The sequence below is a fragment of the Lentzea sp. NPDC092896 genome, from assembly GCF_044754905.1.
GTDB lineage: Bacteria > Actinomycetota > Actinomycetes > Mycobacteriales > Pseudonocardiaceae > Lentzea.
The window spans coordinates 1158778-1174932 of record NZ_JBIVPX010000001.1; the positions used below are offsets into that span (position 1 = coordinate 1158778).

A 16155-nucleotide genomic window follows, 5' to 3' on the forward strand; every position below is an offset into this window, starting at 1 on the left:
AAGAAGTGTAGCTTACCGGGCATGACATCTGCGATATCCGTGTCGGGCCTGGTGAAGACCTTCGGCTCGACGCGTGCACTGGACGATCTCAACCTGGACGTCCAGACCGGTGAGGTGCACGGCTTCCTTGGCCCGAACGGCGCGGGCAAGTCGACGACGATCCGGATCCTCCTCGGCCTGCTGCGTGCCGACTCCGGCACCGCGCGGCTGCTCGGCGGCGACCCGTGGAAGGACACCGCGGCTCTGCACCGCCGGCTCGCCTACGTCCCCGGCGACGTCAACCTCTGGCCCAACCTGACCGGCGGCGAGGTCATCGACCTGCTCGGACGGCTCCGCGGCGGCTTGAACTCCCGTCGCCGCGAGGAGCTCCTGGAGCGCTTCGAACTGGACCCGCGCAAGAAGGGCCGCACCTACTCCAAGGGCAACCGGCAGAAGGTCGCGCTGGTCGCCGCCCTGTCGAGCGACGTCGAGCTGCTGATCCTCGACGAGCCGACCTCGGGCCTCGACCCGCTGATGGAGTCCGTCTTCCAGGCCTGCATCAACGACGAACGCGAGCGCGGACGCACGGTGCTGCTCTCGAGCCACATCCTCGCCGAGGCCGAGGCGCTGTGCGATCGGGTGAGCATCATCCGCAACGGCCACATCGTCGAGACCGGCACGCTCGCCGACATGAGGCACCTGACCCGCACGTCCATCTCGGCGGAGCTCGCGGGGCCGCCGAACGGGCTGGCGTCGCTGGCCGGTGTGCACGACCTCGTGGCCGAGGGCAACCGCGTCCGGTTCGAGGTCGACTCGGACAAGCTCGACCTCGTGCTCAAGCAGCTCGTGTCCACCGGCGTCCGCACGCTGACCTCGCAGCCGCCGACCCTGGAAGAGCTCTTCCTGCGCCACTACGAGGACGTGAAATGACCGGCACCTGGCAACTGGTCCGCCTGGCACTGCGCCGCGACCGGATCCTGCTGCCCGTCTGGGTGCTCTTCCTGGTCGGCGTCACCTTCTCGACGACGACCGCGCTCGAAGAGCTGTACAACACGCAGCAGTCGCGGGACCTGCTCGGCGTCACCGCGAACGCGAACTCCGCGTTCCTGGCGATGCTCGGCCCGTTGCACGACTGGTCGTCGCTCGGTGGCCTGGTCGTGTGGCGCTGGGGCGTCTTCTCGGGCCTGTTCATCGCGATCATGGCCATGCTGGTCGTCACCCGGCACACGCGCGCGGAAGAGGAAGCCGGCCGCACCGAACTCATCGCGGCCACGGTCGTCGGACGGCACGCGCCACTGGCCGCCGCCGTGATCGTCGCGGGCGGCACGAGCCTGCTGATCGGTGTTCTGCAGGCGGTGGCGCTGATCGGCAAGGACCTCGCTCCGGCGGGTGCCTTCGCGTTCGGCCTCTCGACCGCGAGCGTCGGACTGGTGTTCACCGGCGTCAGCGCGTTCACCGCGCAACTCTCGGAGAACTCGCGCGTGTCCAACGCGATCGCGGGAGGGTTCCTCGGCGTGATCTACCTGCTGCGCGCGGCGGGCGACGCGGCGGGGGAGTCGGGCCCGCAGTGGCTGACCTGGTTCTCTCCGATCGGCTGGACCGAGCACGTGCGGTCGTTCGCGGACAACAGGTTCTGGGTGCTGCTGCTCCCGCTGGCGGCGTTCGCCCTGCTGGTCGGCGTCTCCTCGTACGTCGTGACCCGCCGCGACGTCGGGCTCGGCCTGCTGGCCGCCCGGCTCGGCCCGCCGCAGGGCACGATCAGCACTCCGTTCGGGCTCGCGTGGCGGTTGCAGAAGGGCTCGCTGATCGGCTGGTCCATCGCGTTGTTCGCGGTGGGCGCGATCTACGGCAGCGTCGCCCAGGCGGTCGGGCAGATGGTGCAGGACAACCCGACGCTCGGGCAGATAGTCAGCAAGATCGGCGGCGCCGACGCGATGGTGGACGCCTTCTTCGCCACCATCACCCAGCTGCTGGGCCTGATCACCTCGATCTACCTGGTGCAGGCGATCCTGCGGCTGCGCTCGGAGGAGACCTCGTTCCGCGCGGAGCCGGTCCTCGCCACGCCGGTCTCGCGCTGGGGCTGGGTCGCCTCGCACGCGGTGTTCGCCCTGGTGGGCGGCGCGGTCGTGCTGGCGGCGTCCGGCCTCGGGCTGGGCCTGGTCTACGGGTTGCAGATCGACGACCTGGGCACGGTCGTGCCGAAGATGCTCGGCGCGGCACTGGTCCAGCTCCCGGCGGCCTGGGTGATCGCGGGCGTGGCGCTGGCCCTGTTCGGACTGTTCCCGCAGCTCACCGGCGTGAGCTGGGCGGTGGTGTCGGTGTCGCTGGTGATCACGCTGCTCGGCCCGGCCCTGCAGCTCGATCAGTGGGTCATCGACGTCTCGCCGTTCACGCACGTCCCGAAGTACCCGGACATCACCTTCGGGCCGCTCGCGTGGCTCACCGTGGTGGCGGTGGTGCTGCTGGCGGCGGGGTTCGCCGGGTTCCGCCGGCGCGACCTGACCACGTGACGATCGCCGGGATCGTGATCAGCAGAGCCGCCGGCACCAGGAAGCCCAGCAACGGGTGCGCCTGGTAGAGCGGGACGAACGCCAACGGGGCCGCGGCCGCGCCCATGAAGCGCAGTGACTGCACGACACTGACGCTGCCGCCCCTGTTGGCGTTGTCGCTCTGCAACACCAACGCGTTGATGCTCACCAACACACCCTGAGCCGCCGCACCGGTCAGCGCCCACGCGAGGACCACGACGGCGGCCAGGGGAGTGGTGCCGACCGCGGCGATGAGGCCCGCTCCGAGCGTCGCGCCGAGCATGACGGTGGTCGCGGCACCGAACCGGTCGATCGCCTTGCCGACGAACCGGGCGGTGACGAAGCCGACGACGCCGAACCCCGTGAGCAGCACGCCGCGTTCGCCCGCGCCGAGCCCGAAGACGTCGTCGAGCCGGAACGCCACGAGGAACGACAGCCCGCCCAGGCAGCCCCAGCCGATGAACCCGACGAGCGCGGGCCACAGCGTGCTCGGCACGAAGGCACTGCGCAGACTCGCGTCGCGCTCCGGTTCCGCGTCCGTCTGCGGCACCCCGAGAATCGCGAGCCCCACGGCCACCACGGAGATCACGACGAACGCCAGCCGCCAGTCGATCTCGGCGGTCAGGCCACCGACGAGCGGCGCGGACGTCTGCCCGGCGGCCTGCATCGACCCGAACAACCCCAGCGCGCGCCCGAGCTTCTCCTTCGGCGTCGAGGCCGCGATCACGGCCAGCAGCACCGGCGTGGTGAACGAGTTCGCCGCGCCCTGCAACGCGCGGGAGGCCAGCAGCACCTCGAACGTCCACGAGGAGGCGGCCAGCGCGGACGTGACGGCGTAGGCGATGTACGCGATCCGGACCGTCCGTTGTGGACCCCAGCGTTGCGCGAGAGTGCCGGAAGCCAGCATCAGCACGGCGAACGGCACGAGGTAGTACGTCAGCGTCGAGGCCGCGGACCCGGCCGAGCGGCCGAAGCTGTCCCCGATCTCCGGCAGGATCGACGTGGTGATGGCGCCGCCGAACGGCCCGATCAATGCGCCCGCGTACAGCCCTGCGCGTGCCAACCGTCCCAACTGACACCTCCGCCGCTCACCCTATGGGGGCGAGCGGCGGAGAACGCCCAAAAGTGGTTGTTGTCGCTAAGTTTCTATCCGTGGAGACCCGCGGTGAAACCTTGGAACGACTCCCTGACATCGCTCACGGTCGTGTGAGGACCGTTCTCCCCGAGGGAGTCGACGGGGGAGAGGGGAGCTGCACTGGCGGGAGACACGGCCAACAGCACGCCGCCGCCCGCAGCAAGGCCGACAACGATCTTGCGCACGAGAGACACGGGTGGTTCCTGTCTGAAGAAGGATCTTGTACCCATTCCTCGGCGTCTGGAATCCCCGACTCGATCACTCGGAAGCGTGAAAAAGCCGTCCCGGTCCAAATGACCGAGACGGCTTCTGACCTGCGTGAAGGCGGGGCTAGCGAGGACCGGTCGACGGCCAACCCGGACCGCGGCCGCGGCGGCGCAGGTAGCGCTCGAACTCCGCCGCGATGTCGTCACCCGAGGCCTCGGTGATCTGGAGTTCCGCGTCGCCGCGCTCTTCCAGGGCGCGCACGTAGTTGCGCACGTCCTCGTCCTCGTCGGCCATCTCGGTGACCGTGCGCTCCCACTCCTCGGCCTGCTCCGGCAGCGCGCCGAGCGGGACCTCGATGTCGAGCACCTCCTCCACCCGGTGCAGCAGGGCCAGCGTGGCCTTGGGGGAGGGCGGCTGCGACACGTAGTGCGGCACGGCGGCCCAGAACGAGATCGCCGGGATGCCGGCCTGCACGCACGCGTCCTGGAACACGCCGACGATGCCGGTCGGGCCCTCGTACTTCGAGTGCTCCAGGCCGAACTTCTCGGCGGCGTCCGCGTCGTAGGCGGTGCCGGTGACCGGCACCGGGCGCGTGTGGGGCGTGTCCATCAGCAGGGCACCGAGCGTCACCACGGTCGTCACCCCGAGAGCGTCGATGTGGCCCAGCAGCTCGGCGGCGAACTTGCGCCACCGCATGTTCGGCTCGATGCCGTGCACGAGGATCACGTCCACGTCGGAACCGGGAGGGCGGCACACCGACAGCCGCGTCGTCGGCCAGTCGACCCTTCGCGTGACGCCGTCCACCATCCGCACGGTGGGGCGCGTCACCTGGAAGTCGTAGTAGTCGTCCGGGTCGATCTCGGCGAGCGGGGTGGCGTCCCAGGTGAGTTGGAGGTGCTCGATCGCGGTGCTGGCGGCGTCGCCGGCGTCGTTCCAGCCTTCGAACGCACAGACCATGATCGGAGCCGTGAGCGGGATGCGCGGGTTCGAGGGGGTCGGGGATTCCTGGGACGGATCGTTCACGGCGCCAGACTACGGGTTCGGCCAGTCAACTCATCGTAGGCTTGGCCCATGCGTGATCGCGGAGAGTCGCCGTTGCTGGAAGCGCTGGTGAACCGTGTTGTCGTCGCTGACGGCGCCATGGGCACCATGCTTCAGGCCGTTGACCTCTCTCTTGACGATTTCAACGGTCTAGAGGGCTGCAACGAGATCCTGAACGTCACCCGCCCGGACGTGGTGAAGGCAGTGCATCGCGGCTATCTCGAGGTCGGCTGCGACGCCGTGGAGACCAACACGTTCGGCGCGAACCTCGCGAACCTGGCCGAGTACGACATTCCGGACCAGATCTTCCACCTGTCCGAACGCGGTGCGGCGCTGGCGCGGGAGGTCGCGGACGAGTTCAGCACGTCCGGTCAGCCGCGGTTCGTGCTCGGCTCCGTCGGTCCCGGCACGAAGCTGCCGACGCTCGGTCACGCTCCTTATGCGACGTTGCGCGACGCGTACCAGGAGCAGTGCAAGGGCATGCTCGCCGGCGGCGTGGACGCGATCATCGTCGAGACCTCGCAGGACCTGCTGCAGACCAAGGCGTCCGTCGTCGGCGCCAAGCGCGCGATGACCGCCGAGGGCCGGTCCGTCCCGATCATCGCCCAGGTCACCGTCGAGACGACCGGCACGATGCTGCTCGGCTCGGAGATCGGCGCGGCCCTGACGGCGCTGGAGCCGCTGGGCATCGACCTGATCGGACTCAACTGCGCCACCGGTCCCGCCGAGATGAGCGAGCACCTGCGCACGTTGTCCAAGCACGCCCGCATCCCGCTCTCGGTGATGCCGAACGCCGGACTCCCCGAACTGGGCCCCCACGGCGCGGTCTACCCGCTGAGCCCTGAAGAACTGGCTCAGGCGCTCTCCGGGTTCGTTCGCGAGTTCGGCGCGCGACTCGTCGGCGGTTGCTGCGGCACGACGTCCGAGCACCTGCGGCAGGTGGCCGAGGCGGTGCGCGACCTGGGACCGTCGACGCGCCGGCCGCGTCCGGAACCCGGGGTGTCCTCGTTGTACCAGGCCGTTCCGTTCCAACAGGACGCTTCGGTGCTGATGATCGGCGAGCGCACGAACGCCAACGGCTCCAAGGCGTTCCGCGAGGCGATGCTGGTCGAGAAGTGGGACGACTGCATCGAGATCGCGCGCGACCAGACGCGGGAGGGCGCCCACCTGATCGACCTCTGCATCGACTACGTGGGCCGCGACGGCGAGGCGGACATGCGCGCGCTGGCCTCCCGGCTGGCCACCGCGTCGACGCTGCCGATCATGCTCGACTCGACCGAGCCCGGAGTGCTGCAGGCCGGTCTGGAGTGTCTCGGCGGCCGTTGCGCGGTCAACTCGGTCAACTACGAGGACGGCGACGGCCCGGACTCCCGGTTCCAGAAGATCATGCGGCTCGTCTCGGAGCACGGCGCTGCGGTCGTGGCGCTGTGCATCGACGAGGAGGGCCAGGCCCGCACGGCCGAGTGGAAGGTCCGCGTCGCCACCCGGCTGATCGAGGACCTGACGACCAACTGGGGCATGCGCGTCAACGACATCATCGTCGACTGCCTGACGTTCCCGATCTCCACCGGCCAGGAGGAGGTCCGCCGCGACGCCGTCGAGACGATCGAGGCGATCCGCGAGCTCAAGCGCCGTTTTCCGGACGTGCAAACGACCCTGGGTCTGTCCAACGTCTCCTTCGGACTGAACCCGGCCGCGCGTCAGGTGCTGAACTCCGTGTTCCTGCACGAATGCGTGCAGGCCGGTCTCGACACGGCGATCGTGCACGCCGCCAAGATCGTGCCGATGGCGCGCATTCCCGACGAGCATCGCGCGGTGGCGCTGGACCTGGTCTACGACCGCCGCCGCGAGGGCTACGACCCGTTGCAGAGGCTCATGGAGCTGTTCGAGGGCGTCACCACGAAGTCGAACTCCGCCACGCGGGCCCAGGAACTGGCCGCGCTGCCGTTGTTCGAACGCCTGCAGCGCCGGATCGTGGACGGCGAGCGCAACGGCCTGGAAGCCGACCTGGACCTCGCCCTGGACGAGCAGCCGGCGTTGCAGATCATCAACGACACGTTGCTGGCGGGCATGAAGACCGTCGGCGAGCTCTTCGGCTCCGGCCAGATGCAGCTGCCGTTCGTGCTGCAGTCCGCCGAGGTCATGAAGACCGCCGTCGCGCACCTCGAACCGCAGATGGAACGGTCCGACGACGGTGGCAAGGGCCGGATCGTGCTCGCCACCGTGAAGGGCGACGTCCACGACATCGGCAAGAACCTCGTGGACATCATCCTGTCCAACAACGGCTACGAGGTCGTGAACATCGGCATCAAGCAGCCGATCAACACGATCCTGGAGGCCGCGGAGGAACACCGCGCGGACGCGATCGGCATGTCCGGCCTGCTGGTCAAGTCGACCGTGATCATGAAGGAGAACCTCGAGGAGATGAACTCCCGGGGTGTCTCGGCGCGGTGGCCGGTGCTGCTGGGCGGCGCGGCGTTGACGCGCGCGTACGTCGAGAACGACCTGACGGAGATGTACTTCGGCGAAGTCCGCTACGCCCGCGACGCGTTCGAGGGCCTGCGCCTGATGGACGCGATCATGGCCGCCAAGCGCGGCGAGGCTCCCCTGGTGGACGACGAGATGCGGGAGAAGGCCGCCGAGCGCAAGGCCCGTCGCGAACGGTCGCTGCGCATCGCGGCCGCTCGCAAAGCCGTTGCGGTGGAAGAGGTCGTGACCGGCCGCTCCGATGTCGCCACGGACAACCCGATCCCGGCGCCCCCGTTCTGGGGCAACCGGGTCGTGAAGGGCATCCCGGTCGCGGACTACTCGGCGCTGCTGGACGAGCGCGCGACGTTCATGGGCCAGTGGGGCCTGAAGGGCGCGCGCGGCAGCGGCCCGACCTACGAGGAACTGGTCGAGACCGAGGGCCGCCCACGCCTGCGCTACTGGATGGAACGCCTTGCCACGGAAGGTGTTCTTGCCCACGCCGCCGTCGTCTACGGCTACTTCCCGTGCGTCTCGGACGGCGACGATCTGGTCGTGCTGGAAGAGCCCGCCACGTCGTCCCCGGAGCGCTTCCGGTTCACTTTTCCGCGCCAGAAAAGGGATCGGCGGCTCTGCCTGTCCGACTTCTGGCGGCCGCGAGACTCCGGCGAGGTCGACGTCATCGCGTTCCACCTCGTGACGATGGGCCGGCCGATCGCCGACTACGCGAACGAACTGTTCGGCAAGAACGCGTATCGTGAGTACCTGGAAGTCCACGGACTGGGGGTCCAGCTCACCGAAGCGCTGGCCGAGTACTGGCACAAGCGGGTCCGCGAGGAACTCGTGTGGCCCAGCGGTGAGTCCGTCGCCGCTGAGGACCCGGCCGCCGTCGAGGAGTACTTCAAACTCGGCTACCGCGGCGCGCGGTACTCGTTCGGCTACGGCGCCTGCCCCGAAATGGAAGACCGCAAGCGCGTCGTCGAACTGCTCGACCCGTCGCGCATCGGGGTCTCGCTGTCCGAGGAACTTCAGCTACACCCGGAACAGTCCACCGACGCCTTCGTGGCGCACCATCCGGAGGCGAAGTACTTCAATGTCTGACCTGGCTGTGTCTGATCTTCATGGTGTCCTGTGGGACATGGACGGCACGCTGCTGGACTCCGAGAAGCTGTGGGACATCCCGCTCTACGAGTACGCGGAGAAGCTCGGCGGCGTCCTCTCCCTCGAGACCCGCGAGAGCATGGTCGGCACCAACGTGCCCACGACGATGCGCCTGCTGTTCGCCGACATCGGCATCGACCCCACCCCCGCCGACCTGGTGGACGGAGCCGCGTGGATCTCGCGCCGCACCGAGGAGGTGTTCCGCGCGGGCCTGCCGTGGCGTCCGGGCGCTGCCGAGGCCTTGCGTGCCGTGCGTTCCTCCGGTGTGCCGATGGCTCTCGTGACGTCGACCGAGCGCTCCCTGACCGAGGTCGCGCTGGACACGATCGGGCGGGACCTGTTCGACGTCACCGTGTGCGGCGACGAGGTGGACGGTCTCAACAAGCCGCTGCCGGAGCCGTACCTGAAGGCCGCCCGGCTGCTGGGCGTGGACGCCGGGAGCTGTGTCGCGATCGAGGACTCGCCCACCGGGGTGGCGGCGGCGGTGGCGGCCGGGTGCACCGTGCTGGTGGTGCCGTGCGATGTCGAGGTGGCGGAGGGGGAGCGGCGGATCTTCCGCGACTCACTCGTGGGAGTGGACGCGGACGTCCTGAAGGCGCTCTAGACCGGCTTCTCGTCCATATCAGGGGCGTCGTAGGTCAGCTTCACCTTGAGGGTCGACTCGGCATGACCGCTCACCACGACCACGTTGCCCTTGATCGAGTAACCGAGCCCGAACTCGACCTCGAGCTTGTCCGGTCGCACGGAACGGGCGGCGAGGTTGCCCGCTGTCTCCGCGGTGGCGATGGCCGCACCCACGATCACCTCGCGCGCCATCGCGAAAGCGTCCAGCAAGCGCTTGCCCGCCTCGTCCAAGGCTGAGGTGTCCTCGCTCCACTGCTCGCCGACCGCCTCGACGAGCACTTCGACGTCGCCGATCCTCATCGGCATGAGCTTGCCCGCCATGACGTCCTCCTTGGTCGCTGTCTGATCGTCCGACGGTCGGTTCGGCGTTACAACGGGGAATTCCAGGCATTCTGGAATCTTTTTGTCCACAAAGGACTCGCGTAACGCGGGGTGCCGGTCGCGGCGATGGGCAGACAGATCCGCGACGGGAGGCCAGATGCCGGGTGATGAACGGATTCCGCTGTACCTCGGCCGGATCCTGACCGGAGCGGGAGCTCCGATGGGTACCTGCTTCCAGGTCGCTCCCGGAGTCCTGGTGACCGCGTGGCACGTCCTGCGCGACCTCCGGGCAGGTGAGGTCGGTTCGTACGTGGACGTGGACGCGTTGGCGGGCGGTGATCACCCAGTGCTGCGCGCTGAGGTGGTCGCGGTGGATGAACGGCGCGATCTCGCTGTGCTGCGCAGGGAGACACCGCTGCCCGGCACGATCGAGGCCGTCTCGCTGACCGACGCGGTGGCGCCCGACACCAAGGTCGTCGTGACCGGGGTGGCCAAGGTCGAGGATCCCGGTCACGAGTACGGATTCCTCACCACGACCGGTGTGTGGCGTGGAGAGCTCACGAGGAACGACGTTCCGAAGAGCTACTTCACCTCGGACTCCGCGGCGCTGGGGATGAGCGGCGGTCCGGTGCGCCGCGCCGCTGACGACGCGGTGGTCGGCGTGGTCTCCGCGCGGTACAACAGCGATCGCTGGCTGCAGTTCGCCGTGTGGACCGCACGGATGGAGGACGTTCTCGCGCTGCTCCCCGTCGGCCATCGGGTGAAGGTCGTCGGTCAGCCGAAGGCACGCGTGAGCAGGAAGGTGGCGGTGCTGCTCACGGTCGCCGCGTTGCTGCTGACCGTGTCCGCGACGGCGGGCGTCGTCCAACTCGCCCGGCAACCAGTCATCACAGCGACATCGGCCCCACCCACCACGGCACCGGTCGCCGTCCACAAAGGTGTCCAGCCGATGCCGGCGGACTCGCCGGCGGTGGCGGTGGTGGGAACCGAACGCGTGCAACGCCGCAGCAGTGGCGCGTCGGCGTTCACGGTCCCAGCCAAGATCGACATGAACGACTCCCAGCTCGCGAAGTTCACCACCGAGGTCGTCGAGAAGACCGAGGGACAGGCCACGTGGTACGACCGCAACGGCGGCGTTCCGATCGGGTTCGGCCTGACCAAGGTGACCCTGATGAACAAGGACAGCGCTGCTGTGCGGATCACCGACATCGAGGTTCTCAAGGAGTGCGCGACTCCGATCGCGGGCACGTTCTTCAGCGGATTCACCCAGGGCGGTCCGTCCGGTGTGGTGCAACTCGGCTTCGACCTGGACGAGCCGAGCCCCACCGTCCAACAGATGGCGCTCCAGGACGTCCCGAAGCTGATCGGCGAAAGCTACTTCACCGACAAGTCGATCGAGCTGAGACCAGGTGATCAGCAGGACCTGGTGCTCGCCGCCCTCACCACGAACCGGCACTGCAAGTTCCGCCTGCGGTTGATCATCGCGACCGCGGCCGGTTCGTACTCGCTCGACGTCGACGACAACGGCAAACCGTTCGAGGTCAGCGGAAAGGCCGCGCCGACGGTGCAGGGAGCGCCGTTCTCCGCCTATCAGGCCGCTTACCTGCGCAACTACGACACCTGGTCCCGCATCGATCCCCGTACGTACCGTCCCTAGCGAGGCCCGCCATGACAGTGAAGAAGCTCGTGGCCCTGCTCGCGGGGCTCTGCCTCGTCGCGGCGGTGGTGACGGTATTCGTCCTGAAGCAGCGGGGCGAACAGGCGCCGACAGCCGAGCCGCCGACCGCTGCCACCTCGGCTCCGAACTCCTCCGGTCCGGTCGTGACGGGACGAGCCGACTACCTCTACTTCACGGAGACCCATCTCTTCGTCATGCGCGGTGACCAGGTCATCACTCGTCTTCGCCGGTTCTTCGGCGGCGGCGACGCGCTGCGGAACAGGGTGGTGTGGACGAACAGCGGGGACTACATCGCGTTGTTCTCCGACGCGAACCTGCTTCCTGGGTCGAACGAACAGGCCGAACTGATCGTCATCAACGCACGCACCGGCGAACAGCGGCGCCATCCCTGTGGCTTTTGCTACGACATCACCACGACCGGTCCGGACAGCGTGCTGCTCAACGTGGGTTTGACGGGTTCGGTCGGGGATCGATTCCAGACGGTCGACCTGCGCACGGGGGAGAGAAAGGACGACACCCGATTCCCGCCCGCGCTCGACTCACCGAACTCGCGAGCGTTCCTCGTCAGCACCCGCAGGCATGTGATCACCATGCAGTACAACGGCAAGGGGAAGGTCGTCCTGGTGCTGGCGGAGTCCGGCGCGGCGGCCAAGCAGTTCGGGACCCACAGCTCCAACTACTACACACCTGTCGCGCCCTACGAGAACGGTGACGGCGAAAAGTACGCACTCGCCGTGGCCGAGAGTGATGGGTGCGGAGGTCGGTCTGCGGTTCGCATCCTGGACGTCAGCGGCAAGGCGACGAACACCGACACGTCCGCGATGATGCCGCCTGGTGCCGGGAGTGGATTCCGGGTGACCGATCTGTGGTGGACCCCGAAGGGCGAGTTGCGGGCGACTGCCAACTCGTGGACCTGCACCGATCTCAAGCCGAACAACAACGGCACGCACGTGCTGCACAGCGCCGGGGACCTTTGGGTGTTGGAGAACGGCAAGTGGGTCAAGGGAGGCATGGACGCTGTGACGATGGTGCGTGATCTGGGCAACGGCACCACCGCAGCGCTCACCGTGCCGAGCTGCCTCGGTCAGACCGACCCGAACGCGAACTGCACCTCCGGACCACTTGTGCTCCAACGAGACGGCAAACGCACCGTGGTCGCCGAGAAGGCGATGTTCCTCTCGACGCCGCCGATCAGCGTGCCGGCACCGCAGCCCACCACCAGTTCGGTCGTCGCGGCTGCACCTCCCGCGTCCCTCGCCGGCACGTGGTCGCAGCACGCCGGAAGCCTCACCATCGCCCCGGACGGCCTGGTGACGATGAGCTACCAGTCCACCGTGACCGTGATGCCGACCTTCCCGGAACTCACGATGCGGATCACCGAGGTGACCGGTGACCGTGCCACCGCAACGGTGCTCACGAGCAACGACACCGCGATGCCCAACGGCGCGAGCGTGGTGTTCGAGCGGAAGTTCCCCGGACTGATGATGAGCGGCCCGTCTGGACTGACGTTGCGATGGTGTGACGCCACGAACCGAGCCAAGGGCGAGTGCGGGGCCTGACCGAACCACTAGCTCCAGCAGTCGTGCGGCACGAGGGTGGGCGAGACTGGTGCCCACTCAGGAACAGCGGGCAGAGCGCGTCCCGCAGCCGTGTCCACCGGCCGCGTCGTCGGCAGGTCCAGCCACGTCTTCCGCTCCGCCCCGAGCCCACTGGACAGCGGGAACCTCATCCCCACGGCCTGCCGCAGCCGGATCTCGTCGGCCAGCTCGGCGGCGCGCGGCGTGGCGACGAGCCACTCGCGCAACGGCCCCCACAACCACAGCGCGGGCCCGTCCGGCAGGTCGATCCCGATCTCGGTCCCATCGGCGGCGCACCGGCGGATCGGGGCGAGCCCACCGCGCACCGAACCCGCCTGGACCACGTGCCACGCGGCCAGCGGCACGTGCAGCGAGGACGGCGGCACCGTCTCGGTCACCAACTCGGGAGCCGCCGTGCCGAACCCCAGCACCGTCCTGCGCACCGACACCGACAGCCGGACCCCGTTGCCCAGCGGCTCGGTGATCACCGGCAGCGACTCCGGGTACGGCACCGAGGACGGCACCACCGGCGCGGACGGCGGTCTGCCCGGGGACGGTTCCCCGGCCTGGGCGGGGGCTACGGGCTCCCAGTTCGCGTTCAGCGGGCGCGGCGGAGCGAACTCCGCGCCGCCGGGCTCGAATCCGTTGCGCAGCTTCGGGTTGACCTTCCACACCTCGGCCGCCGCGAGGCCGCCGTACCGTGCGACCCGGCGGCGGCGTCGTTCGATCTCGGCCGCCAGCCCGCGTGGGTCTGCACAAGGCACGATGATGTCGTCGGCGTACCGGATCCAGACCGCGGGGCCGCGGGAGAGCACGATCTGCTCGGTGATGCCGTCGCTCTGGTCGATGCGGTGCGTGAGTTCGTCGCGGAGTTCTCCCGGCTGCACGAGCACGACCGCCGCGAGTGGCACGCCGAACACCGGGGAGTCGACCAAAGCGTCGTTCGCCAGGCGGCTGTAGTAGACGCGGTCCTGTTCGATCACCACGGCCAGTCCGGCGGACAGCGGCACGATGATCGGCGCGTCGTTCATCGGCGCAACTCCGGCGGTAGCAAGGGAATCAGGGCGTTGAGGTAGTTCGCGGCCGTTGTGTTGTGCCGGGTGCCCTTGCGGTGCACGGTGATCCTGCCGCCGCCGAGTGACAGTCCTGCCGTCGACTCGGTGGGCGCGGCGGTCAGTGCCGGGGTCAGGCGCCGCACGAACGCGAAGTCGTCGCAGAACACCAGGAAGCGGTCGTCGAACGCGGGCACGCCCAGGGCCACCGCGCCCGCGTTCTCGTCGCGTGGGTCTGGCAGCAGGCGTTCCACCACGCGCAACGGCGGGCACGGGCCGAGGTCCGTGCTCACCGACACGATGGTCTCCGTGCGGGCGCTCACGTCGTCGCCTGGGGCGGACGCGAGGCCAACGATCCTCGTCTCCGAGTGGACCGCGAACGTGCGGCCGCCCGCGGAGAGCGTGGACGCCGCCGACTCCTCCGGCCAGAGCCACTTCCGCCACCAGCGCATCAGATGTCGAGCTCCTGGTCCGTCTTCGACGACTCGTCGCCCTTGGAGCCGTACGTCACGGTCTTGTAGATGCCGTCGGCGTACCCGGCGACCTTGTTCGCGATCTTGACCGGGTCCGTGTACTTCGCGCCGTCGGGGCCGCTCTTGTCCAGCCCGGCCGCCTTCTTCAGCTGGTCCTTCGCGGCCTTGCCCAGCGCCTCGCCGAACGAGCCCGGCTTGTCGGCCACGCCCTCGCGGAAGGCGTTGCCGACCTTCGAGTTCCTGAGCACCTCGCGGATCCGCCGCAGCACGTCCATGATCTTCTGGATCACCGAACGGACCTTGCCGACCTCCTTGCCGGCCTTGGCGGTCGAGATCCCCGCCTCGACCGGGGTGGCGGCGGCCGCGGCGGCCTCGGAGGCCCCGCACGTCGGGACGGCCGCGATCTGCGCGGCGACCCACGTGACGACCAGCCACTCGATCAGGTCGCTCAGGATCCCCTTGATGACGTCCTCGGCCACCTGCATGAACATCGAACTGCCCTGCAGCAGCGACGCGATGTGGCCCGCGGTGCCCGCCGTGCCCTCGATGCCGTGGTGGAACCCGCCGAGCTTCGCCGCGGCCTTGTCGCCCGCCTCGGACTTCCAGCTCCGCAGGCCCTGACGCAGGTGCTCGTCGAACGTGCGCGCCAGGTCCTCGGTCCGCGTCGCGATGTCGTTGAACGCGCCCGCGGCCTTGCTCGTGGCCGCCGGGTCGCCGGTGACCAGGTCCACGGCCTGCTTCAACGGCGCCACGACGTCGAGCAGCCAGCCGAGTCCTTTGCTGATCAGGAAGTTCAGCGGGTCGGAGATCGCGCCGGCGAGCTTCATGCCGTCCTGCATGAAGTTGTTCATGTCGGAGATGACGCTGACGACGTCCTTCGCGATCGCGGCGCCGTCGCCCTTCTGGAGGTCGTCCCCGAGCTTCGCGCTGTCCTTCATGAGCGAGTAACTGCTGCCACCGAACGGGATCAGCTTCGCGGACGCCTTGCCGACGTTGTCGCCGGAGTACTGGTCGCCGTAGCTCTTGCCGAGTGCGCCGAGGTTCGAGGTGCCCTTGCCGCCGGAGACCATCGGCGGCGCGGTGGCGCTGTCGAGTCCACTTTGGAGCGTCTTGCCGAACGCGTCCGTCGTCGTTTGCTCGTGGCCCGCGTAGGTCTGCGCGGTGGCGGTGAGGGCGGAATCGATCTTGCCGAAGCCCTCGGTCATCTTGCCGAAGTGGCCGTGCAGATCGCCCAGCAACTCGTCGTACTGCTGGTAGAGGCCGAGCAGGTGCCCGAGCGCGCCCCAGCTGACCGCGGGCACCGACGCGGTCGTGACGGCGTCGTTGAGCTTCGTGGAGGTGCCGGAGAGCGTGCCGATGGTCTTCGCGCACCGGGCGATCTCGTCCGCGTGCACCACGATCCCGGTCACCAGCGGTCGTCCTTGCGGAAGATGCTGCCGGTGTCGCCGTCGTCGTCCGCCGGGGAACGGGCCGGTGGGGCGGCGGGCCGGCCGAAGATCTCCTGCTGCGTCGCCAGCACGCGCTCGGCGATCGGGAGGTCGGTGTGGCCCTGCACGATCTCCGCCTGCTGACGCGCGGCCGCGGCGACGGCCAGGTGCAGCGTCGACATCACGGCCTGGGAGAGCTGCGTGGTGCTCAGCCGCTTCGCGTCCTCGGTGAACCGGATCTCCTTGATGGAACCGGACAAACCCGCGACGACCGTGACGGAACGGTCGGGGGACTGGACGCTGGCTTCCACTGTTCTGAGCTCGTTGCCCATCGCGTCGTACTCGGCGGCACGGGCGTCGGCGGCGCGGTTCGCCTGCTCGAAGAACTCGAGCTTCTGACGCATCTGTTCCAGCAACTCAGCGCTGTCAGGCATGCGCCGAACGTACCAATCGCGGCTGGGCGGGGTGGCCGCACCCACGGCCACC

General features: G+C 68.9%; 13 protein-coding genes. 6 read left to right on the forward strand and 7 right to left on the reverse strand.

From position 1 onward, the window contains the following. Nucleotides 1–21 precede the first annotated feature (21 nt). Together ACIQF0_RS05125 and ACIQF0_RS05130 are read left to right on the forward strand one after the other, a co-directional pair. A complete protein-coding gene (locus ACIQF0_RS05125) occupies nucleotides 22–909 on the forward strand; it encodes an ATP-binding cassette domain-containing protein (RefSeq protein WP_401024625.1) in 888 nt (295 codons plus the stop codon). Then, the gene (locus ACIQF0_RS05130) at nucleotides 906–2489 is read left to right on the forward strand and encodes an ABC transporter permease (RefSeq protein WP_401024627.1); all 1584 of its coding nucleotides are present in this window, start codon (nucleotides 906–908) and stop codon (nucleotides 2487–2489) included. The genes ACIQF0_RS05125 and ACIQF0_RS05130 overlap by 4 nt, the downstream gene beginning before the upstream one ends. Here the strand turns inward: ACIQF0_RS05130 and ACIQF0_RS05135 are convergent. Continuing rightward, the gene (locus tag ACIQF0_RS05135; RefSeq protein WP_401024630.1) at nucleotides 2419–3579 is read right to left on the reverse strand and encodes an MFS transporter; all 1161 of its coding nucleotides are present in this window, start codon (nucleotides 3577–3579) and stop codon (nucleotides 2419–2421) included. The two genes, ACIQF0_RS05130 and ACIQF0_RS05135, sit on opposite strands and share 71 nt — an antisense overlap. Nucleotides 3580–3972: 393 nt before the next feature. Further along, entirely contained in the window at nucleotides 3973–4872 is a 900-nt protein-coding gene (locus ACIQF0_RS05140; protein ID WP_093587980.1) for a PAC2 family protein, read from the reverse strand. Nucleotides 4873–4920: 48 nt separating this feature from the next. Here ACIQF0_RS05140 and metH point away from each other — a divergent pair, with 48 nt between their 5' ends. Both metH and ACIQF0_RS05150 read left to right on the forward strand, forming a co-directional pair. Then, on the forward strand, nucleotides 4921–8457 hold the full coding sequence (gene metH / locus ACIQF0_RS05145; RefSeq protein WP_401024633.1) for a methionine synthase: 3537 nt from the start codon (nucleotides 4921–4923) through the stop codon (nucleotides 8455–8457). Beyond that, entirely contained in the window at nucleotides 8450–9121 is a 672-nt protein-coding gene (locus ACIQF0_RS05150) for an HAD family hydrolase (RefSeq protein WP_401024635.1), read from the forward strand. The genes metH and ACIQF0_RS05150 overlap by 8 nt, the downstream gene beginning before the upstream one ends. On the opposite strand, the gene ACIQF0_RS05155 is transcribed toward ACIQF0_RS05150, so the two are convergent. Next, nucleotides 9118–9462: a CU044_2847 family protein gene (locus ACIQF0_RS05155; protein WP_401024638.1), complete on the reverse strand. Its 345-nt coding sequence runs from the start codon at nucleotides 9460–9462 to the stop codon at nucleotides 9118–9120. The genes ACIQF0_RS05150 and ACIQF0_RS05155 overlap by 4 nt on opposite strands. A 157-nt stretch (nucleotides 9463–9619) precedes the next feature. On the opposite strand from ACIQF0_RS05155, the gene ACIQF0_RS05160 reads away from it, so the two are divergent. Together ACIQF0_RS05160 and ACIQF0_RS05165 are read left to right on the forward strand one after the other, a co-directional pair. Beyond that, nucleotides 9620–11119, forward strand: a complete 1500-nt coding sequence (locus ACIQF0_RS05160) for a serine protease (RefSeq protein WP_401024641.1) — start codon at nucleotides 9620–9622, stop codon at nucleotides 11117–11119. Nucleotides 11120–11130: 11 nt separating this feature from the next. Further along, on the forward strand, nucleotides 11131–12699 hold the full coding sequence (locus ACIQF0_RS05165; RefSeq protein WP_401024644.1) for a hypothetical protein: 1569 nt from the start codon (nucleotides 11131–11133) through the stop codon (nucleotides 12697–12699). Nucleotides 12700–12707: 8 nt separating this feature from the next. On the opposite strand, the gene ACIQF0_RS05170 is transcribed toward ACIQF0_RS05165, so the two are convergent. From ACIQF0_RS05170 to ACIQF0_RS05185, 4 genes are read right to left on the reverse strand one after another with little or no spacing between them, the layout of a single operon-like run. After that, complete coding sequence (locus ACIQF0_RS05170) at nucleotides 12708–13748, reverse strand: hypothetical protein (RefSeq protein ID WP_401024646.1); 1041 nt, start codon at nucleotides 13746–13748, stop codon at nucleotides 12708–12710. Continuing rightward, nucleotides 13745–14221 (reverse strand): hypothetical protein, encoded by a 477-nt coding sequence (locus tag ACIQF0_RS05175; RefSeq protein WP_401024649.1) that lies wholly within the window; start codon nucleotides 14219–14221, stop codon nucleotides 13745–13747. Before ACIQF0_RS05175 ends, ACIQF0_RS05170 begins: the two co-directional genes overlap by 4 nt. Beyond that, entirely contained in the window at nucleotides 14221–15651 is a 1431-nt protein-coding gene (locus ACIQF0_RS05180; protein ID WP_401024651.1) for a hypothetical protein, read from the reverse strand. The genes ACIQF0_RS05175 and ACIQF0_RS05180 overlap by 1 nt, the downstream gene beginning before the upstream one ends. Continuing rightward, entirely contained in the window at nucleotides 15648–16103 is a 456-nt protein-coding gene (locus tag ACIQF0_RS05185) for a YbaB/EbfC family nucleoid-associated protein (protein WP_401024654.1), read from the reverse strand. Before ACIQF0_RS05185 ends, ACIQF0_RS05180 begins: the two co-directional genes overlap by 4 nt. Nucleotides 16104–16155 lie beyond the last annotated feature (52 nt).

Coding starts and splice junctions, on each gene's coding strand:
- ACIQF0_RS05125 (WP_401024625.1), top strand. CDS start 22: ATGACATCTGCGATATCCGTGTCGGGCCTGGTGAAGACCTTCGGCTCG.
- ACIQF0_RS05130 (WP_401024627.1), top strand. CDS start 906: ATGACCGGCACCTGGCAACTGGTCCGCCTGGCACTGCGCCGCGACCGG.
- metH (WP_401024633.1), top strand. CDS start 4,921: ATGCGTGATCGCGGAGAGTCGCCGTTGCTGGAAGCGCTGGTGAACCGT.
- ACIQF0_RS05150 (WP_401024635.1), top strand. CDS start 8,450: ATGTCTGACCTGGCTGTGTCTGATCTTCATGGTGTCCTGTGGGACATG.
- ACIQF0_RS05155 (WP_401024638.1), bottom strand. CDS start 9,462: ATGGCGGGCAAGCTCATGCCGATGAGGATCGGCGACGTCGAAGTGCTC.
- ACIQF0_RS05160 (WP_401024641.1), top strand. CDS start 9,620: ATGCCGGGTGATGAACGGATTCCGCTGTACCTCGGCCGGATCCTGACC.
- ACIQF0_RS05165 (WP_401024644.1), top strand. CDS start 11,131: ATGACAGTGAAGAAGCTCGTGGCCCTGCTCGCGGGGCTCTGCCTCGTC.
- ACIQF0_RS05170 (WP_401024646.1), bottom strand. CDS start 13,748: ATGAACGACGCGCCGATCATCGTGCCGCTGTCCGCCGGACTGGCCGTG.
- ACIQF0_RS05175 (WP_401024649.1), bottom strand. CDS start 14,221: ATGCGCTGGTGGCGGAAGTGGCTCTGGCCGGAGGAGTCGGCGGCGTCC.
- ACIQF0_RS05185 (WP_401024654.1), bottom strand. CDS start 16,103: ATGCCTGACAGCGCTGAGTTGCTGGAACAGATGCGTCAGAAGCTCGAG.